This is a genomic window from Bernardetia sp. (genome assembly GCF_020630935.1).
Taxonomy (GTDB): Bacteria; Bacteroidota; Bacteroidia; order Cytophagales; family Bernardetiaceae; genus Bernardetia.
Map to the genome: position 1 here is coordinate 55,255 of NZ_JAHDIG010000008.1, position 19,919 is coordinate 75,173.

Here is a 19,919-nt window from a genome sequence, read left to right on the forward strand (position 1 = left end):
ATTTAATTCGATTTCATAGAGACATCAACCCATCAATTACTGTATTGCAGGAAAAGGCGTATTTATAATCCTTAAATCGGTAGGTAATTTTGAAATAAACTCACTCCATTCTGGAATGGTATCTCTATGAATAGTCGCAAAGTAATTTTCTTTTCTAACTCTAGTTTTTATTCTTATTTGCAACTGACAATAAAGGGCATCTATATTTGTATTAGGATGATAAATAATATGATATTTAAACTCTGTTATTCTTGCAAAATCAAAAAATTCTCTTAGCTCTTTTGTTTTATTATTCTCTATTGCTAATCCTCTTAATTTATAGTCTATATAAATAGAAAATTTTGACTGCATATTTTCCATTTCTTTAATGGATTTATTTTTTGTTTTTGCTGGTAAAATAGACTTTATTCCATACGTCAAACAAGAACCAAAAAGAATAAAAAATGCCATCCATCCCACAATTTCATTAGATTCTTCGCCTATTATAAGACTAAAAATAATGGAAATAAACCCTCCAAATATAGAAAAGACACACCCTACATTATTACTCATAAACATAGGACTATCAGCAAACCCAAAACTTAGCACTTCTTGTGTGTACTTATTATTTGCTTTTAGATAAAGTGTTTGGGGAAGAGGCAAAAACTTGAGTGTTTCAGTTTGGTCGCAATGCGAATGTCCTAAATACTCCCAACTTTCAATAAAAAAAGCAGACTTACAAGCAGCACAAACTACGACCGTATGCCCTTCTTCTATTTTTTCTCCTGTAATGGGGTCAATTCGATTTTGATTTAAAAAGTCTTGATGATTCGCTGTAAGCTGATGAGAGTGGAACATTATTTCTTATGTGCAAAGTAAATATAAGATATTGTTTTTTGTAAAAAGTCGTTACTGTTGAAAAGGTGTATTGATAATTCTTAAATCAGTAGGTAATTTTGAAATAAACTCACTCCATTCTGGAATAGTATCTCTGTGGATAGTAGCAAAGTAAGTTGTGGAAAACTGCTGTCTCATTGTTATTCTTATTTGTAATTGACAGTAAAGCGCACCTAGTTCTGTGTTTGGATGATAAATAATGTGGTATTTAAACTCTATCATATCTTCAAAAGCAAAAAAATATCGTAATACTTTTGTTTTATTACTTTGCACTTCTAAACCTCTTGATTTGTAATCTATAAATAAATTTAAACTGGCTTCTAGGTTTTCCATTTCTGTGATAGATTTATCTTCTATATTTTTTGGTGTTGCTCCTGCATCTACAATAAATCCACTAATAAGACTCAATACGATACCTACTATAAAAATAGAAAAGCCTACACCTCCGCTAAAAACATTCCCTATAACAATAGCAAATATAAAAGATACAATACTTAAGAGAAAAGATATTAAACAGCCAGAATTATCATCATTTCCCATAAACATATGACTATCAGCAAACCCAAAACTTAGCACTTCTTGTGTGTACTTATCATTTGCTTTTAGATAAAGTGTTTGGGGAAGAGGTAAAAACTTGAGAGTTTCGGTTTGGTCGCAATGCGAATGTCCTAAATACTCCCAACTTTCAATAAAAAAAGCTGATTTACAAGCAGCACAAACTACAACTGTATGCCCCTCTTCTATTTTTTCTCCTGTAATGGGGTCAGTTCGATTTTGATTGAGGAAATCTTGATGGTTCGATGTAAGTTGGTGTGAATGGAGCATTATTTCTTAGTTATGGAAAAAGAATATCTTTTCCTTACAGATAGTAAAACAAAATTTTATATTAAGTAGTTAGCTGGTATAATTTTGTTATTTTCAAAAGCTAGTGCAATTTTATAAAAAGTTGAATTTTAACTTTGTCAAGGATCTTTTCGAAGAAAAAAACAGACCTTGACAATAGTTTTTATAAACTAAATTGTACTACTCAACTACTTAGTTACAGAAAGTTGAAAGCTACTGCTTTAAAAATCACTAAGAATTTCTCTGATGAGTCCTGCTTCATAACCTTTTTGTAGTCCATAATTCGTCGCTTTTACTTTTCTTTTATAAGCATCGTCTTCTTTTTCTAGCAAATCTGACCATTTTTTTTCTAAAAGCTCATACAAAACAGAAAAATATTCTTGCTTATCAATTTCAGAAGCTAGGGCATCACTAATTACTTTTTCTGAAATATCTTTTTGTACTAATCCATATCTAATTTTTTTTCGTCCCCACTTTTTATAATTAAATTTCCCTCTCACATACGATTCTGCAAAACGCTTTTCACTCAAAAAGTTTTCTTCTTCTAAAAGTGTTATGATAGCATAATGGTCACCTTCATCGATTTTCCATTCTGCCAGTTTTTCGTAGATTTCTTTATGACAACGCTCTTGATAGGCACAAAAGGCAGCTAATTTTAAGAAAGCTTCTTTGGGTGTGAGTTGTACGAAAGGCTTGGGTTCTCGCTTTTTGAGTTCTCTGTAATCTTTTATTTTGTACTCTTTCTTTTTATATTTCTTCGTCTTATATTCTTTATTTTTAAAATCTTCTGGGTTGTATTCTTTTTTCTTTAATGGAGTTCTTTTTAGTGGTTTTTGTTTTTTTGCCATGATTTTGTTTTTGTATAATTAATTTCTCTGATGCGCTATAATTTTCCACTCTTTAGAGCGTGCTACATCAACTTCTACAAAAAATCAACAATAGACTGTTCTGAAACCTCTCCCCACTTTTTGACCTGCTTCTTGAAAGTCTTAAAGCTCTCATAGACACGCCCAGTAAACTCATCGTTAGAAGCAATTTCATCTAAAATATCAGTTGTTTTTTCTCTCAAGACATCTAAAACTTCTTTTGGAAATTGCTTTAATTGTACATTTGGAGCTTCTTTCAATATTTTTTGTAGATAAAAATTATTTTTAGCTTCAAATTCTGATAAAATCAAGGAATTATATTTTAATGCTGCTGTTTTGACGATTTCCTGTAAGTCTAAAGGTAGTTTCCCAAAGGCTTCTTTATTCACAATAAGTTCTAAAACAGACCCTGGTTCGTGCCACCCTGGATAGTAATAATATTTCGAAACACGATGAAAACCCATGTTGTAGTCGTGATAAGGTCCTATCCATTCGGCTGCATCTACTACACCACGTTCTAAACTTGTATAAAGTTCACCCCCAGCTACTGTAACAGCCGAACCACCAGCAGCAGAAATTACTTTTCCTCCTAAGCCCGGTATTCTCATTTTTAATCCTTTCAAATCTTCTGGCGTATTGATTTCTTTATTGAACCACCCTCCCATCTGAACACCTGTATTCCCACACGGAAAAGGAATCAAATTGTAAGGTTCGTAAAGTTCTCTCCAAAGCTCTAAACCACCACCATAAAAAAGCCACGCACTCATCTGTTGGGCATTCATTCCGAAGGGAACAGCCGTAAAAAATGAAGATGATGGCAAACGCCCCGCCCAATAATAGGACGCTCCATGTGCCATCTGGACACCTCCCAATGAAACAGCTTCAAAAGCTTCCAAAGGAGGAACAAGCTCTCCACCACCAAAAACGGTAATTTTTAATCTTCCAGCAGAAAGAATTTCTATTTCTTTTGCCATCTTTAGTACTCCTTCTCCCAAAACAGGAAAATTTGGAGGCCAAGTAGTAGTGGCTTGCCACTCAAAAACTTCATCTGACGTAATGGGAACATCTGATTTTTGCTCTTCTTTTTTATTTTCAGAAGAACACGCTGAAAAGCCTCCAGCTAAAAGTGCTGCTGCTGCTAATGAGCCTTTTTTTAGAAAATCTCGGCGATTGGTGGATGGGTTAATATTAGTTTTTGACATTTCTTGAGGATTATGAGTTGGCTTGTCTTCTCAATTCATTTTCTATATCTTCTTTTTTGCTGTACATTTTGGTTAGCCATTTTTTTGCTTTTTTAGGGTCTTCAAAAACTTCTATTTGATAGTTATCAAACGACTGTTTGACTTTATCAATGTATTCTTGTCTAAAAATATCTTTAGAAACTAAAAAGGCAACTCTTCGAAGTGGGCTTTTTGCAATATAATTAGGAATAAACTCTTTTAGCATCCATTGTTGTGCCTCAACCGAAACTACTTTTCCTTCCCTTGTATCAGTTAGCCAGCGAGTAACTTCAAATTCTACTGTTTTTTCATAAGCAATTTTTACAGCTGTTCGGTACTCTTCATCACTTACAGCTCCTAACCATTTAAAAGAAATCATATCATACTGCCTATCATAAAACAAAAAAGCATTCTCCACTTCATACAAAACCATAATAACAAACCATTTATCAAAAATATTATTTAGTTCTAATACTATAAATATACAATTTATTAGGCAAGTAATAAAACTTTAGACTGCTTCAATCATCTCTCCTACGATTTTGGCAGAAGATAAAGCAAGAGGAATTCCTCCACCTGGGTGTACACTTCCACCACAAAAATAAAGTCCTTTTGTTTTGGAAAAATTAGCATGGCGAAGAAAAGCAGCATAACGATTATTACTACTATTTCCATACAATGAACCTCCCAAAGACGATGTTCTGAGTTCGATTTTTCGTGGGTCTAATATAGATTCTGAAATGATATTTTCTTCAACATTTCGCATCAAAATGCGCTCTAGCTTTTTGATAATATCTTGCTTTGCTTTTTCTATCAAACTATCCCAGTCTTGCGAGCCGTCATTGTGGGGTGCATTTATCATAACAAACCAGTTTTCACAGTCTTTTGGAGCATCTGTTTTGATATGCTTAGAGGAAATAAAAATGTAAATAGTTGGGTCTTGATAGAGTGTTTTACCACGAAAAAGGGCATTAAACTCTTTTTTGTAATCTTTAGTAAAGAAAATATTGTGTAAATCTAGTTCTTTATACTCGGCATTCATTCCCCAGTAAAAAATAAGGGCAGAAGAAGATTTTTGCTGTTGTAATAGAAACTCTGGTGCTTTTTCGTTTGGTAATAACTTCCTGTAAGTATGAACAATATCCATATTCGAAACCACTACATCAAAATCTAAGTTTTCAGAATTTACATTTTCGGATTTAGAATCTTTTACTTTTATACCTGTTACTTTATTATTTGATTTATCAATCAGAATTTCCTCTACTTTTTTATTGAAATGATATTTCACTCCCAAATCTTGCCCTAGCTTCACAAGACTTTTTGTAATATCATACATTCCACCAGTGGGCAAAAATGCACCTTTGTTAAACTCTAAATGAGGAATTACATTGAGAAGTGCAGGAGCAACATACGGCGAAGAACCGTTGTAGGTTGCATAACGATTGAAAAGTTGAATGGTTTTTTCTTTCTCAAACTTAGAACGATTTGCTTCATTCATCGTCTTGAAAAGCTCTAATTTCCAAATCTGTGAGACGGCTTTAAGGGCAGTTTTATTAAAAAAAGTTTCTGCTTTGTGAAGCGAGCGAGTGAGAAAAAGGTCTGCCGTCAAATCATATTTTTCTTTACTGTTTTTGAGGAATTGCAATACGTTTTCTTTGGGTTCACCAATTTTTTCTTCTAACTGCTTTGCAAACTCTTCTATATCTGCACTAGCTTCTAGTTTTGTGCCATCTTCCCAAAAATATTTATTGATAGTGTCTAGTTTTTCATAAGAAAAATAATCTTCTACTTTTTTTCCAGACTTCAAAATCAGCTCTTCTACTCGTTCTGGCAGCGTAAAAAGAGAAGGTCCAGCATCGTAACGAAATCCATCTTTCCAAAACTCTGATAATTTTCCTCCTGCGTAGCTATTGGCTTCAAAAACTTCTACTTTATATCCTTTGTTGGCTAAATGAATGGCTGTTCCTATTCCTGCAATTCCTGCTCCGATAATGGCTGCTTTTCTCATTAAAATATAACTTAATTCTGTAAAAATGGTCTATTGTTTTCTACCTAATTACAAAATTAAGTTTTATGTTTTAATCCTATTGTTATTTTATTCGTTTTCAGCTAATTCTTTTAGTTTTTGATTCATCAGTTCAAAACCAGTTCGTGTATTTTTGTCTAGCTGACTTTTGAAAATAGGAACAAATAAGCCTTTGAAGTTTTCACTTTGAACAAATGTAGTTGTACCATCTTGATTATCGATGAGCTTAAAACGGTGTTCTCCATCAAACAAACCTTTAAATAATAAATGTCCTAACCAAACAAATTCTTTATTTTCATCAAAAACAAGAACCTTTGGTGTAAAACTCATTAAATTAGAATTAGGAGGTTGAATTTTAGCTATTATTTTATTTCCTACTTTTGGCGTTCCTTCTATAGATTTTATAAATGGATTCCAATTTGGATAATTTTTAAAGTCTGTCAGAATTGACCAAATTTTTTGAGGTGTACTTTGAATATTGATAGAAGTCTGAATTTGATAAGCCATAATTGAGTATTGATTTAAATGATATTTGAACAATACAAATATCAAGTTTCTTATCAATCTACTTCTTGACCTATATCAAGAAAATATTTTCATACATTTTGTATGATAAGCTAAACCTCCAGTTGTTTTCTTCTAATTCTGCTTAACGTTTCTGGACTCATTCCTAAAAGAGACGCAATGTATTGCAATGGAACTTGATTAAAAACTTCTTGATTCATTTTGAAATATGCATTATACCTTTCTTCTGCACTCATAGAAAGATGACTATACACTCTATTTTCTAATATTTCAAAGCATTTGACAATAAACATTTTTTCAAATTCAAACCATTTGGGCTCAATAGTTTCAATCATTTTGTATTTCCTTTTTGTGATCAGATAAATATCTGTATTTACTAAAGCCTGTATATTCCAGCGAGACTTTCCTTCCAATTTGAAAAATGAAATATCTGTTACAAAATAGCCTTTAGTGGAAATCCATTGTGTAACTTCTCTATCATCTTTGAGGGCATAAATTCTTAATAAACCGTTCTTGATAAAACAGAGCGTATTACAATGTTGATTTTCTCTAAGAAAAAAGTCTCCTTTTCTAAGTTCTACTTTTTCAAACAAATCACTTACTTTTTCAAGACTTTGAGCTTGATTAATACCAAAATACGATGAAATATAAGTTTGTAACTCTAAAGAAGACTTTTTCATTTTAAAAGATTAAATATTGTTTCGCTTATACTTAAAAACACAATTTCTACAACTGCTCCAATTCATACTCAAACCCACTAAGGAGAAGTAGAAAGTGACACTTTATTAGTTCACACTCTAAATATAAAAACAAATATATCTGTTCTATTTACGTTTCAAGACCCTGTAGTCGCAGTTATTTTCTGCATTATATTCAATTTTATGTTCCGACAAAAGCCTTGCTATGATTTTTCTAGTTTCAGCTTCATCAAACCCTAGTGTTTCTCCAAGGTCAATTTCATTTAGTTTTCCTTTATTGAGTTTTAACGCTTGATAGTATTTTTCTTTATTTTCTATTTTTGTGATTTATTTTTGAGTGGCTATCATTATATGTGGACTAAAAGATAGGAGTTCAAAATTATTTTCAGTAAGATGTAGAAGTTCCATAAGAGTTTTTCTAGTATCTGTCTTACCAAGATTAGAAAAGAAATTTTTATCTAACCAAATCATTCCCTCAACAGCGTACATATCTAGAAAATTAAGTCCTTCGCTTACGAATTCTTCTTTAAGAAGGTTAGGTGTATGATAAAATGCTTCTGTCAAAAGCCAAGGAAAATCTGCTGGAGGATTATGGATTCCATTAGTGAGTTCTTCCTTACACATTTCAAAAAAGGCTCTTTTATGAAGCAGTCCATTCAGAAGTCCTACTAAAGTTGATGCTGTGTGATTAATAGCAAAACCGATTATAATTCCGTTGTTTTTGGAGATACGTTTGGCTTCTTGTATAGCTTTTTCTCGTTCCTCTTTTTTTTGTAGGTGATACAGAGGGCCATGCAGAATTACAACATCTGCAAAACCTGTTGGGAAGTCTAATTGTGTTGCTTCACTTTTATAAACGGAAAATTTATTTTTCAGCCTACTAGCTCTTTGTTTTGCTATTCTTAAATGTTTGGGAATCGGCTCTACCATGTGAACCTCATGTCCTTTTTTAGAAAGCCATTCAGCATATTTTCCTGTTCCTCCACCTACATCTACTATTTTTATTGACTTGTTAGGAAGGTATTTTTCTATTAGAAACCTAACTCGTTCAAATTCGAAAATACCCATTCCCTTTTCAAGGCGAGTTTCTTCTGAGGCTTTGTTATAAAAGTCTTCTAGTTGCTTACTTATCAGTTGTTTATTATTCATAAATTTACCCTTGTCATAATTCTCTGTTTTATAAGCGAGAGAAAAACGACTAATTTTCGATTGAAAAATTATAGAAAAAAGAGCATAAACATCTGCACATCAAAAAAAGATTATTTTAATGGTTTGGTAATGGCTAACCAATGTGGTCTTTTTGGAAAGACGCAGATGCTATGTTATGAATAATCTAACAGACTGCTAATATAGGTATTTTCTACAACTGCTCCAACTCATATTCAAATCCACTAGAGAGAATTGGAAAACGACACCACGTTTTTGGGTCAAGGTTTTTGTCATCTAAATGAAATGATGGCGCATAGCGTTCTCGTTTCCATTGGTTTCTACTCCACAGTCTAAAGAATTTGATTGTCCATTCTTTTAATTTTTGCTCATCGTATTGTTTAAATTTAGTTTTCATGAGTTTCAAACAATCGGCAGGAGATTTTTTATCTCTGATGGCAGCCTCCTCAATAGCATCTAATAAATCATAAGGCATTAAGTCGTCTTCATCAGTTTGTTTGTTTTCTAGTGGACGAAGTTCGGCTGTGGGTTGCTGCTCATTGATGTATTTGAGATTTTCTATTTTAAAATAATGAGCTTCTTCATTTTCATTCCACGTCAAGACGCCTTTTGTTTCTAGCCATTTGAGCCAATTTCTTAAGAAAAATTTATCAATTCCAGCAATCGGACTCAGTCCTCCACTCGTGTCGCCATCCATGGTGGCATATCCTACGGCAGCTTCCGAACGGTTGCTAGTAGAAAGTAAAAGTGCATTATAAATATTCGCCAACATCCAAACCGAAGGCGCACGAACCCGAGCTTGAATATTTTGAAGGGCAATATCATCCGTTTTCCAAGAAAGCTCACGTTCCAAACCTTGCTCTACAATTTTGTGGTATTCTTTTACCACTTCATTGATATTAAAGGTGAAATGGGTAGCATTTAAGGCTTGAGCTAATTTTTCGGCTGCATTTTGGGTTGTATCTGAACTGTTTTCTGTCGGTTGGTAGGCTGTAAGCAGAAGTTGTTTAGCAATTTCATCTACTGATTGTAAATCTTGAATAGATGAAATGTAATAGAGCTTCTTTTTAAACTCTTCCAAGCCAATATTTTCAATTCCTAGTTTTACAAGCAAATACACACAACACGCCACAGCTGCCGAATCTGCTCCACCAGAAAGCGACACCACAAACCCACGAGAACGACTTTTTCGCAGATAATCAAAAAGCCCTAATGCTAAAGCTCGTGTAAATTCTTCTTCTTGAATGAAATTACTATACTCCCATTTAGATTCGCTAGGGTCATAAGGCTCTGGGTCAATGTTAGGGAAAGAATAATCTAATGTAATTTTATTTTCTTGTGTATTTGGCAAATCAAAATTCATACTTGCTTGTGATTGTGCAATTCGGTTGGCATTAATATCTATGACTGCACTGGTAACCAAAACATCATGGAAACTAAGTCTTTGTCCGATATTGGCAATTTCTCCAGCCGAAGCAATGATTGTTCCTCCGTCATAAATGGCTCTCCCTGCTTCATTTCCTAAAAGATTTGCATATAAATAAGCTACTCCAAAAGCACGAGAACCTTCCAATACAAAACGCTTCCGAACATTAATTTTATTGAAAGCAAAATGCGAAGCCGATGGATTCATAATCACATCTACACCATAGTTTGATAAAGCTCGCCCTGGACGGTGTGCTACCCAAGCATCTTCACAAATTTCAAAGCCAATTTTTATTCCTCCTACTTCAAAATAAATATCTCCAAAAAGATAGCTTTCATTTTCTTTTGTAATTGGGTTTTGAAGTGTTAGATTGATGTGCTTATCAGCCACCCACGGTGTAAACCAACGAGGTTCGTAATGAATCCCGTTTCCTGCCAAAAACCGTTTGGCTACAAAACCAGCAATTTTTCCATCAACTAAAAGCGCACAAGCATTGAAGGTACGATTCTGATACATTATTGGCAATCCTAAGCAAGTGATAATCCCTTTTGTATGAGGCAAAACTTCATACAAAACACGAACAGACTGTTCCAAAACATTAGGCGAATAAAACATATCTTCACAGCCATAGCCAGAGATACAAAGTTCGGGCAAACAAAGTACACTTACTTCTCTTGCTTTTGCTTCTTGTATGGCTTGCAAAATATTTCGCTTATTTTTCTCCCAGTGCATTGGAGTCTGATTCAGAACAGCACAGGCTACTTTTAGTAATTTCATAGGAAATATGTTTTTATTGTTGGTGGAGATACCGACAGTGGCTTTTTAGGTCAAATTTAACTTAGTGTCAAAAATACAATTTCTATTGGTTGGATTAACGGAATTTTAATAAAAATGGTTTTGGCAATTAAAAAAATCCTTACTCAAATATAAAAAATTGAATAAGGATTTTTGATTTCACTACATAAAAATTCTAATAATAAACTACTTCACAGCGTGGATGCTCACTTTTAAAATCATCTACTTTTCGGCTAGAAATTTTGGTATTGTAACAACGCAATATTTCTAATTTCCTCATATCTTCCAAGCCTTTGAGGTTACGAAGTTTTGTAGTGTTACAAGAAAGTTCTGTAAGCTCACGCAAAGGAGCAAGGCATTTTATAGTTCTGATTTGTGTACCTGCACAGTTGAGGCGTTTGAGTTTTTTGAATGCTCCCATAGGCTCAAGACTTTCTACGGGTGTATTTTCAAAAACTAGCTGTTCCAAATCTCTAAGTGGTGTAATAGGTTCAAGATTAGAAACTGGTGTTTCTGAAAAACGTAAAATTCGTAGTGTCTGAATATTTCTTATAGGAGAAAGATTACTCACACTTGTACGCACAAAACTAAGTTCTCTTAGTCGCACACACATCTGTAATGGCTGCAAATCATTAATAGCATTTATTCCATCCAAATTAATAGATTCCAAATAAATCATGGCGTGCAAGTTTTCCTTGTTTGGTTCTCCTTCCACTTTCACATGGCTTGCTAGAGCTTTTTTCCAACTTTCAGAAAGTCCAGCCCACCAATTATTCAGCGTAACTGTCTTATAAATTACTACCGTAGAAGGATTTTTATTGAGATAAGTTGCCACAGATTCATCTTTTATTGCAGCTCCATCAGCATAAATAAACTCTAAGTTTGTAAGATTTTGTAATGTAGAAATATCATTAACAGACGTTTTTTCAATATCTAGTTTTTTGAGCTTGTCTAGGTTTTGCAGAGGAGAAACATCTGAAATTTTAGTGTTATTAGCTTCCAAAACTTCTAAAGCTCTCAAATCACGAAGCGCAGTAATGTCCGAAACTCCTGTTCGGCTGATATTAATTTCCTTTAAACCTTCAAAAATACGAAGTGGCTCAACCGTTTTTATAGATGTTCCTTTCGCTTCAATTTTTGTAATGCTTGAAAGTGCAGCAAGTTCTTCCTTAGTCGGATTTGGCGAGCTTAATTTACTCGCTGTTTTGAATACTTCTTTCCAGTCTAATGACAGATTTTTCCACCAATTTTGTAGAGCTTCCGACTCATAGACTACCAAAACATTAGATTTTGCTTTCGTCAGTTCTTGTGCTTGTCCTAATTTCACACCTGTATTATCACAATAGACTCTTTCCAAATTCTTAATAGCAACAAGAGGCTTCAAGCTAGAAATTTTGGTATTGTTGGCATACAAAACACGCAAATTTTCTAACTTAGAGAGTGGCTCAAGGCTACCTACATTTGTATTGGAAATATCCAATCGTTCTAACTGCTTAGTTTCTGAAAGAGCTGCTACAGATGTGATGGGCGTAAAAGAACTTTCCAAGAACTGTAACTCTGAACTGTTTTTAAGTGGTTCAAGATTAGTTACTTTTGTCTTAGACATTTTTAATTCTTTGAGTGTACTTCCCTCCACATTTCCCAATGCTTCTAACGAATTTACTCCAGTAATTGAAATATCTAAACGCTCCAAATTGGTCAAATATTCAAGTGTTTTTATCTCACTTACTTTTGTATTTGAAATATTGAGTTCTCTTAGGTTTGTCGCATACGTAAGAGCCAAAAGGTCTTGAACTGGCGTACTGGAAGCATCTAAAACCTCTAAATTGGTAATACTTCGAAGAGGGAAAAGATTGGAAACTGATGTATTAGCACACTTAAATGTTTTGAGTTTCATCAGACGGCTTACTGGCTGAATATCTTTAATAGTTGGATTTCCACTAATATCCAAAACTTCCATTCCGACAATAGAATGAAGCTGGCTATTACTGATAGAATCACCTACTGGAATGGTTACATAATTGCTAAATACAGCAAGCCACTCAGCAGGAAGTTCGTTCCACCAGCTGCGCAAAACTTCTGTTTCATTGGCTTGGCTCGTATAAACACTAATAATTTTTAAATCTTGTTCTTCTGGGTCATAACTCATTTCGATATAGCGAGGAAGATTATTTTTGATTTGTTCGCCCTTAATATTTGTTCCTTCTAGTGTTCGATTAGCTGTTGCTGTAAAAAAGATAGTACCATCTGGCGCCACTCTGTGAGCAATGCTAGAAACTTCATATTTGAAACTTATATTTTTATAGAAAAAATCAATGTCTTTCAGATACGATTGTACATTTTTATTGACCCATAAATCACGTTTTGCAATCAAATCATCTTCAATCTGAACATCTCTATCTTTAAAAATTTTGAGAAAGCTCTGATTAATGATAGTTTCTTTATCACGAACAGACGATTCTGCTTCGCCCACCGTATTGTACATAAATTGCATAAAAGAAATCAGAGAACGTACACGCCCTTCATATTCTTCTAGTTTCTCAGGCGAGAGTTCGTCTTGTTTTTTGTCTTTTTCGTTTTTGCCATTATTTTTTTGGGCAAAAAGTGTAGTAGTAGAGAATGCCAAAAGTAGGCATAACAGAAAGGGACGGAAATTAATTACCATTAGAATAAATATAATTTAACAAAACATCTTTATTATCTGGAGTAAGGCGAGCCAAATTTGAAATCAGCCAACCATTATTGTACCCTCCACGGTTGAAGCGAGAAACTTCAAAATACCAATTATTGATTTGAAAAAAGTGAAACTTTACATTTGTAACTGTTCGAAATTGTAGCGAATTACGAGCCACTTCGTAGAGAAACAAAGTTACATAATCTGTTTTATGATTTGCTTCTACATAATTTTTTACTTCTTTGCGCTCTTGTGGTTCATCAAAAATCTTTCTTAGATTCATAAATTCTAGTTCGTGGCTCAAAGGGTGCAAAAACTTGTTGGGGTCTTGTACATCTTTCCCCATAATTTTAGCAAAAGGCTCAAAATAAACATTACTAATAACCCACTTCGAACCCACTTTTTCTTCTTGCAACTTCATAAAAAGTGTAAGGTCTTGTTCTCTGCCTTCATAAAGAAAGCGAGTAGTTACTTCAGCAAACCATTCTCCTCCATGAAACTCTAAAAAGGTAGGGTTTGCAGAGTTGGTAACTTGATTGACAAAATCATCTTTGACAGCTTGGGGAACAGCTTTATTTTGTCCATCAAAAAGAATATTGATATAATCTTTTCTATCTGAATTATTACGAAACTGTTTACTGCTTGGGTCAAACTTATTTCCCAGTTTGTCTTCTTCATGATTGAAACGCCTAAAAAACTGGTTCATTTGTTTTGTAGCAGCATACAAATCTGATTCGTCGCCTAAATAATTTCCTATTTGGGCAGAAGCAGAAAAAGGCAACAAAAAAATGATTGCCAAAAATAAAGTTGAAAAAATACGTATCAAAATCATTAGTCAATTACGAATTAAAAATTATGACTTGCTAAAGCAGCAAAGCTAATTGAAATACAATAAAGTCAAATAAGCATTCAACCAACAAGATAGATTAAATAGAGATTACAATAATTCAATTACAAGTTGATATAAAAGTAGCTATTATTAAAAAATAAAAAACGAATTACGAATGTCAGTAACAAGAATAAAATTCGTAATTGATTCATTCGTAATTCGTAATTAAAAAGGCTTAGTTTCTTCTTGTTTCGCTTACACGAACATCACCTAAAAGAACGTCCCAGAAGCCGATTTCACGACCTGCAATCACTGTCTTTTTACGTTCTACATAAACAGTAATATCTTTTTTAGTTACGTCAGAATACTGAACCAAACCATCAGCAGATTTACCTTGAAAGCGTTGGAAAATAGTAATTACGCCTACATAACGTCCGTCAGGTTGTTTTTCTAGGTCAGAAATATATTGAATATTGAACCAGTCGATTTCTACTTGGTCGTAGTTGAGAGCCATCAGACGGTCAAAGTATTTGCGAACACCGTAATAACGAATTGCTTTAGAATTGACAGACGAAACGCCCATTTCTGCGCCATCAGAGAAAAGCTCCATCGCACGCTCAATAACACGCATTGCCTCAGAATATTGAGTTTGCTTGTTTCCAATAATAGAAATATAGCGACTCAAATCTTTTACTTTTTCAAGGGCAAGCGAATCAATAGCACGCTTACGAGTAGGGCTAAGGTCTGCATTCGTTTGAGCAAAAACAGAACTTGAAGCCATAAAAGCAAAGACAAACAAGAAAGAAAATAGAAATTTATGTATGTTTTTCATTGTATTTAAAAATAAGGAATTGAAAAATATTTTTGAGTTTAAAAAGTGTACACTTTTAGTTTCAACAATGGATAAATCAAAAAACTATGCCAGTTCTTTTCATTATCCATTATCTGTTGGTTTAGTTACTTAGTTCTAAAAGTTTGATTTTGCCATTTGCATCTGTACCAATACTAACTACTTTGTGGTTCATTTTCTTTTGGTCTTTTACGTAGTTGAGGTATTTTTCGGCTGTTGTAGGTTCGTCGTAATCTTTCTCACCACCTTCTTCGGCAATGATAATCAAGACTGGAGCTTGTGGAGAAGTAAAAAGTTTTAGAGCTTCTTTTATAGAGTTGTTAGCTGCATTGGCATCACTTGCATTAGCAATATCAGCAAAGAAATCTTTGATGGTTTTGCTCTTTTTGTCTGCTTCGGCTTCTGCCTCTTTTCTCTTACGTTCTTCTTCTTCTCTAATGCGCTGCTCTCTTACGCTTTGCTCTGCTTGTGCGATAAGGTCTTTAACTGTTGGGTCGTCGATATTCATTGCCTTGATTTGGTCAATTCTTTTCTGACGCTCATCTGCTGACATATTTGTGTCATTCAAGACAGCTTGCAAATCTGAAGTTGCTTTTTCGATTTTAAGTTTTTTTTCTGCTGCTGCCTGCTCAGCTGCAATTTTTTTCTTGTTCTTACAGCTTGTAGTAGTTAGGGTAGTTCCCATTCCTAAAAGAATCATAAGATAAAAACTTAGACGGAAATACCATTTGCGAATCGATTTGTTCTTTTGCATAACAAAAAATAGGGTTTTGATTGAATTAAAAAATACGGATTAGGTTAAAAATGAATTTAGCGAATTGGTGATAAAAATTTCAATTCGCAGGTCTCAAAAAAACAGAGTTTACTTGAGATGTAGTTTGTGATTTGTTTTTTATCAGCTAGACTGTATAGCAAATTTACTGACAGATTTGATTAAAAAATAAAAGGTAAAAAAATAATTTGAGAACTTCTAAAGTTGATACTTTAATTCAACGAAATCTCTTAAAAACTGTTTAGAAAAACTTTTTTACTTACAAGATTTTGAAAAAAACAAAACTTTTCAAATTCAGAAGTGTTTATTTATTGATACACAACACGACTATTACTTGAATTTCACTTCAAGTTATAAAGCATTTTTTTATATACATTTTTTAAACTAAATACATTTTTATGTCAGACACAAAGAATATAATTGGAAAAGAAGCTATCAGTAAAATGCAAGAGATGGTAAAGAACCAAAGAATCTGTATGTTTGCTACTCACCTTTCAGAAACGCCTTTTTCAGTATGTCCAATGACAGCACAAGAAGTTTCAGACGAAGGGCATATTTTATTTTTAAGTGCAGCCAATTCCGACCACAATGAGAAAATATTATTAGACCCAAGAGTTCAACTGACATTTTCCAACGTTTCAGACAACGAATTTTTGAGTGTTTATGGTAAGGCAACTATTTCAAAAAATAGAGAAAAAATAGAAAAAATTTGGGAGCCACTCGCAAAAGCATGGTTTCCTAATGGAAAAGACGACCCTAATTTGACAATCATTGAGGTATTTCCAGAAGATGCTTATTACTGGGATACTAAGGATGGAAAAATCATATCAATGGTAAAAATTGTGGCTTCTGCCATGACAGGAGAAAAGCTAGAAACTGGGATTGAAGGTCATTTGACAGTATAATTTTCAAGGTATTTTTCTAAAAACTTGAAAGCCTATGAGATGTATTTCTTATAGGCTTTTTTACTCTTCAATAGGTTCAGTTCTCTCTATCGGTAAGTAGATTATAAAAGTTGTTCCTTTGCCTTCTTCGCTTTCTACTTCTACCTTTCCTTGATGTTTTTCTATTAAGCCAAAACTAATAGAAAGTCCTAATCCTGTTCCTTTTCCTACTCCTTTTGTTGTGAAGAACGGTTCAAAAATCTTTTGTTTTGTATTCTCACTCATTCCTCCCCCAGAGTCTTGGATAGAAACTCTTGCTGTTTCCATGTTTAAGGGAGAGTATTGCTTAGGTATTTTTTTCGTACAAATAACAATTTGGTCTTTTTGAGGTAATTGTATTCCTTCTTTTTCTCGCTTTTCGTCTATGGCTTGAATAGCATTGGCAATAATGTTGGTAAACACTTGATTGAGCTTACCTGGAAAACATTCTACCTGTGAAATTTCATCAGAAAAATCCCTAACAATCTCAATGTGGTCTTTGTACTGTGGACGCAAAATAACAAGTGTAGCTACAAGGTTTTCGTGCAAATCTGCCCAACTTAGTTCTGCATCGTCTAACCTAGAAAAAGTACGCAATCCTTTTACAATTTCGCTTGTTCGGTGTGCGCCATATCGTATGTCTTTTACAAGTTGGTTTGCATCTTCTTTGAGGTCTTCAAATTCAATATCTTCTTTTAGCTCTAAGATTTCATTTATTTTTTGTTGTTTTTGCTCTTCATTGTTAAGTTGTTCGTACTCTTCATAAAGTTTCATTAGCTCCATAAGTTCATCTAAAGTAACTTGTAAGGCATCTACACCTGCATAGACAAAATTTATAGGGTTGTTTATCTCGTGGGCAATACCTGCTGTAAGCTGCCCCAAACTTGCCATTTTTTCTGATTGTACCAGTTGAGTTTGTGTCTCGTTGAGTCTCTGAACAGTATTTTGTAGTTCTTCTTTTTGAGATTGAAGTTGTGATTTTTGCTTTACAATTTCTTCTGTACGGTTAGACACTTCTCTTTCCAAATAAATCTGATTGCGTCGGTATTGCAGATTTCTCAAATAATAAATCAAAAGAAAAAGCAAAATTACTCCCAAAACACTACCCACTTGAAAAACTAAACGTTGATACCAGTGAGGTTCTATTTCAAAACGAAGTATTGATGAATTTTCCTCATCCCAACTTCCATCTCCTTTTCTTGTTATTACTTCAAAACGATACTCATTTGGAGCTAGATTAGTATAGGTTGCACTACGCTGATTGGAAGCATAAATCCATTCTTTGTCAAATGGAACAAGACGGTATTTAAAATCTACTGATAGGGCATTTTTATAATCAAAAGCAGTAAAAAAAACAGTAAGATGTTGTGTTCCTGCCCCTAAAACAATGTCTTTATCAAAATTAACAATGGTATTACCATCAACTTCTATTCTTTCAAAAATAGGAGCAGAAGGATTTTGTTTCTTAGAGACATCCTTTGGATTGATATAAACCACTCCACTGTATGTGGGAAACCAAATATTGCCTTGTTTATCTACTAAACCTTTGCCCGTTCCGACCATTTGGTCGCTTTTCATTCCATCTGTTCTATTAAAAAAACGACAATCTACAGATGCTATTTTCTGATGAGCAAAATCATTGAGTTGTGCTTTGGCTATTCGCATTGTACCATTGTTACAAGGTAGCCAAAAATATCCTTCCTCATCAGGTAAAATATCAAAGACAGTTCCTTCACAAAGTCCAGAATTTGCATCATAGTTTGTTATTTCTTCATTTTCTATTCGTGTCAGTCCCGAATCTGTTCCTAGCCAAATTATGTTGTTGTCATCTACATAAATCGAAAAGATAATATTACTAGCTAGTCCATTTCGTGTCCAAAACTGCTTTACGATTTCTTCATTTTCAAAAAAGCTAATTCCTCTTTTTGTACCGACAATCAGCCGTCCATTTTTATCTTCTCCTATACTCATAACAACTTCAGAGGCTAAATTGGCTGTTATATTTTTAAATGTATCTGCTTTTGTCAAATAAAAAAGCCCTGCTCTACGTGTTCCCACCCAAACTGTAGAATCTTTTGTTTGGTAGGTCATTCTGATACGGTCATCTGACAACCCATCTTTTTCTCCATATATTTTATACTCATCATTTCTTTTGATTTTGACTAGTCCTCCATACGTACTAATCCACAAGCTAGAATCTGCATCAAATAACATGTGTCGAATGCGCTGACTGGGGAGCTGTAAAGGAAGGCGAGCATTTCTGACCGTATTTCTATAGATAATAGAAATAGAATCGCTCTCTCCAGCTACTAAATATTTGTCTGGTGTAAATTGAATGATGGAATAAATGACATTCGAACAAAGTCCTTCGCTTGGGCTAATATTGACAAACTTTCCGTCTAAAATTTGAGCAAGTCCACCTCTAAACATAGCCACCCAAACATTTCCTTCCTTATCTACCAATAGTTTTTGAAGAATATTACTAGGCAAACCTTGTTGTTCTGAATAGTGTTCTAATACTTTCGTTTGTGTATTGAAACGATACAAACCATTTTCTGAAGTAATCCAATAAAAACCATTTTGGTCTTCTAAAATATCGGAAGCATCTTTTATAGTATTGATTTTTTCATAGGGTGAGTTTACCAAAGAATCTCCTTTTAGTAGCTGTAAGCCATTATCTGTACCTACCCATATATTTGCATGTGTTCTTTTTGCAAAAATAACTCCTCTTGTTTCTTCAAGACTTATCACTCTTGTGATTTTTTCATCTTGATAACGCACTATATCTCCACGAATAGAGGTAAAATAAATAGCTCCATTGCTTTCAAAAATAGAACCTATTGCTCCTTGTAAATAAAGACGTAGCTCTCTTAGGGGTCTGAACTGCTCATCTTGATAATAAAAAACACCGTTTGCACTCGTTCCTACCCAAATAACTCCACTTTCATCTTCATAGATAGTTTCTATATTATACTCATTTAAAATAGAAAACTCCAAAGGAGAAACAAACTGGTTGCCTTCATACTTCAAAAGACCTCTCTGTGTACCCACCCAAACATTGCCTTTCGAATCAGCCAAAAGAGAACGTATGGCGTGAGAACGAATGATAGGAGTATTTCTGACAGTATAATTATTAAACCTTGCACCATCAAAACGAGCAAGTCCGTCGTGTGTAGCAATCCAAATATATCCTTTTTGGTCTTGAATAATATCTATGATAGCATTAGAAGGCAGTCCTTTTTCTGTTGTCCAAGTTCTGAAAATATATTGTGAAAGTGTTTTCTTTGTGTCCAAATTAACTGTCTTTTGAGCATACAAAAAATGAGGAGACAGTAGCAAAAAAAATAAGCAAAGAAAGCCTGCTTTATGAACCGAATTCATAATTAAGTTAAAGAAAGAAGATGATGGAAGATATATTCTCACTTATTT

At 33.8% G+C, this 19,919-nt stretch carries 16 protein-coding genes; 1 reads left to right on the plus strand and 15 read right to left on the minus strand.

Translation table 11 applies throughout. From position 1 onward, the window contains the following. Positions 1-36: 36 nt before the first annotated feature. From QZ659_RS03995 to QZ659_RS04060, 14 genes are all read right to left on the minus strand, one after another. A complete protein-coding gene (locus QZ659_RS03995) occupies positions 37-837 on the minus strand; it encodes a hypothetical protein (protein WP_291722206.1) in 801 nt (266 codons plus the stop codon). Positions 838-888: 51 nt separating this feature from the next. Then, positions 889-1,701 carry a hypothetical protein gene (locus tag QZ659_RS04000; protein ID WP_291722209.1) on the minus strand — a complete coding sequence of 271 codons (813 nt, stop codon included), beginning with the start codon at positions 1,699-1,701 and terminating at the stop codon, positions 889-891. 239 nt (positions 1,702-1,940) lie between these two features. Then, positions 1,941-2,567 carry a regulatory protein RecX gene (locus QZ659_RS04005; protein WP_291722212.1) on the minus strand — a complete coding sequence of 209 codons (627 nt, stop codon included), beginning with the start codon at positions 2,565-2,567 and terminating at the stop codon, positions 1,941-1,943. A gap of 74 nt (positions 2,568-2,641) precedes the next feature. Continuing rightward, on the minus strand, positions 2,642-3,787 hold the full coding sequence (locus QZ659_RS04010; protein WP_291722215.1) for a TRAP transporter substrate-binding protein: 1,146 nt from the start codon (positions 3,785-3,787) through the stop codon (positions 2,642-2,644). Between the two features lie 10 nt (positions 3,788-3,797). After that, positions 3,798-4,238: an STAS/SEC14 domain-containing protein gene (locus tag QZ659_RS04015; RefSeq protein WP_291722218.1), complete on the minus strand. Its 441-nt coding sequence runs from the start codon at positions 4,236-4,238 to the stop codon at positions 3,798-3,800. A 78-nt stretch (positions 4,239-4,316) separates the two neighbouring features. Continuing rightward, a complete protein-coding gene (gene crtD, locus QZ659_RS04020) occupies positions 4,317-5,813 on the minus strand; it encodes a 1-hydroxycarotenoid 3,4-desaturase CrtD (RefSeq protein ID WP_291722221.1) in 1,497 nt (498 codons plus the stop codon). A gap of 87 nt (positions 5,814-5,900) precedes the next feature. Then, complete coding sequence (locus QZ659_RS04025; protein ID WP_291722223.1) at positions 5,901-6,338, minus strand: SRPBCC domain-containing protein; 438 nt, start codon at positions 6,336-6,338, stop codon at positions 5,901-5,903. A 110-nt stretch (positions 6,339-6,448) separates the two neighbouring features. After that, a complete protein-coding gene (locus tag QZ659_RS04030) occupies positions 6,449-7,036 on the minus strand; it encodes a Crp/Fnr family transcriptional regulator (protein ID WP_291722226.1) in 588 nt (195 codons plus the stop codon). 345 nt (positions 7,037-7,381) lie between these two features. Further along, positions 7,382-8,203 (minus strand): class I SAM-dependent methyltransferase, encoded by an 822-nt coding sequence (locus tag QZ659_RS04035; RefSeq protein WP_291722228.1) that lies wholly within the window; start codon positions 8,201-8,203, stop codon positions 7,382-7,384. Between the two features lie 211 nt (positions 8,204-8,414). Then, positions 8,415-10,424: an NAD(+) synthase gene (gene nadE / locus QZ659_RS04040; protein ID WP_291722232.1), complete on the minus strand. Its 2,010-nt coding sequence runs from the start codon at positions 10,422-10,424 to the stop codon at positions 8,415-8,417. A 193-nt stretch (positions 10,425-10,617) separates the two neighbouring features. Continuing rightward, positions 10,618-13,068 (minus strand): leucine-rich repeat domain-containing protein, encoded by a 2,451-nt coding sequence (locus tag QZ659_RS04045; protein ID WP_291722235.1) that lies wholly within the window; start codon positions 13,066-13,068, stop codon positions 10,618-10,620. A gap of 28 nt (positions 13,069-13,096) precedes the next feature. Continuing rightward, positions 13,097-13,915, minus strand: a complete 819-nt coding sequence (locus QZ659_RS04050; protein ID WP_291722238.1) for a hypothetical protein — start codon at positions 13,913-13,915, stop codon at positions 13,097-13,099. Positions 13,916-14,180: 265 nt separating this feature from the next. Then, entirely contained in the window at positions 14,181-14,777 is a 597-nt protein-coding gene (locus QZ659_RS04055) for a hypothetical protein (protein ID WP_291722240.1), read from the minus strand. Between the two features lie 121 nt (positions 14,778-14,898). Beyond that, positions 14,899-15,549, minus strand: coding sequence for a hypothetical protein (locus tag QZ659_RS04060; protein WP_291722242.1), 651 nt, complete (start codon positions 15,547-15,549; stop codon positions 14,899-14,901). Positions 15,550-15,965: 416 nt separating this feature from the next. On the opposite strand from QZ659_RS04060, the gene QZ659_RS04065 reads away from it, so the two are divergent. Next, complete coding sequence (locus tag QZ659_RS04065; RefSeq protein ID WP_291722244.1) at positions 15,966-16,472, plus strand: pyridoxamine 5'-phosphate oxidase family protein; 507 nt, start codon at positions 15,966-15,968, stop codon at positions 16,470-16,472. Positions 16,473-16,532: 60 nt separating this feature from the next. Here QZ659_RS04065 and QZ659_RS04070 read toward each other — a convergent pair whose 3' ends face one another. Next, positions 16,533-19,871, minus strand: a complete 3,339-nt coding sequence (locus QZ659_RS04070) for a two-component regulator propeller domain-containing protein (protein WP_291722246.1) — start codon at positions 19,869-19,871, stop codon at positions 16,533-16,535. Positions 19,872-19,919 lie beyond the last annotated feature (48 nt).

What these genes read in the sequence shown, in the direction of transcription:
- QZ659_RS03995 (WP_291722206.1), bottom strand. Translation starts at nt 837, where the DNA reads ATGTTCCACTCTCATCAGCTTACAGCGAATCATCAAGACTTTTTAAAT.
- QZ659_RS04000 (WP_291722209.1), bottom strand. Translation starts at nt 1,701, where the DNA reads ATGCTCCATTCACACCAACTTACATCGAACCATCAAGATTTCCTCAAT.
- QZ659_RS04005 (WP_291722212.1), bottom strand. Translation starts at nt 2,567, where the DNA reads ATGGCAAAAAAACAAAAACCACTAAAAAGAACTCCATTAAAGAAAAAA.
- QZ659_RS04010 (WP_291722215.1), bottom strand. Translation starts at nt 3,787, where the DNA reads ATGTCAAAAACTAATATTAACCCATCCACCAATCGCCGAGATTTTCTA.
- QZ659_RS04015 (WP_291722218.1), bottom strand. Translation starts at nt 4,238, where the DNA reads ATGGTTTTGTATGAAGTGGAGAATGCTTTTTTGTTTTATGATAGGCAG.
- crtD (WP_291722221.1), bottom strand. Translation starts at nt 5,813, where the DNA reads ATGAGAAAAGCAGCCATTATCGGAGCAGGAATTGCAGGAATAGGAACA.
- QZ659_RS04025 (WP_291722223.1), bottom strand. Translation starts at nt 6,338, where the DNA reads ATGGCTTATCAAATTCAGACTTCTATCAATATTCAAAGTACACCTCAA.
- QZ659_RS04030 (WP_291722226.1), bottom strand. Translation starts at nt 7,036, where the DNA reads ATGAAAAAGTCTTCTTTAGAGTTACAAACTTATATTTCATCGTATTTT.
- QZ659_RS04035 (WP_291722228.1), bottom strand. Translation starts at nt 8,203, where the DNA reads ATGAATAATAAACAACTGATAAGTAAGCAACTAGAAGACTTTTATAAC.
- nadE (WP_291722232.1), bottom strand. Translation starts at nt 10,424, where the DNA reads ATGAAATTACTAAAAGTAGCCTGTGCTGTTCTGAATCAGACTCCAATG.
- QZ659_RS04055 (WP_291722240.1), bottom strand. Translation starts at nt 14,777, where the DNA reads ATGAAAAACATACATAAATTTCTATTTTCTTTCTTGTTTGTCTTTGCT.
- QZ659_RS04060 (WP_291722242.1), bottom strand. Translation starts at nt 15,549, where the DNA reads ATGCAAAAGAACAAATCGATTCGCAAATGGTATTTCCGTCTAAGTTTT.
- QZ659_RS04065 (WP_291722244.1), top strand. Translation starts at nt 15,966, where the DNA reads ATGTCAGACACAAAGAATATAATTGGAAAAGAAGCTATCAGTAAAATG.
- QZ659_RS04070 (WP_291722246.1), bottom strand. Translation starts at nt 19,871, where the DNA reads ATGAATTCGGTTCATAAAGCAGGCTTTCTTTGCTTATTTTTTTTGCTA.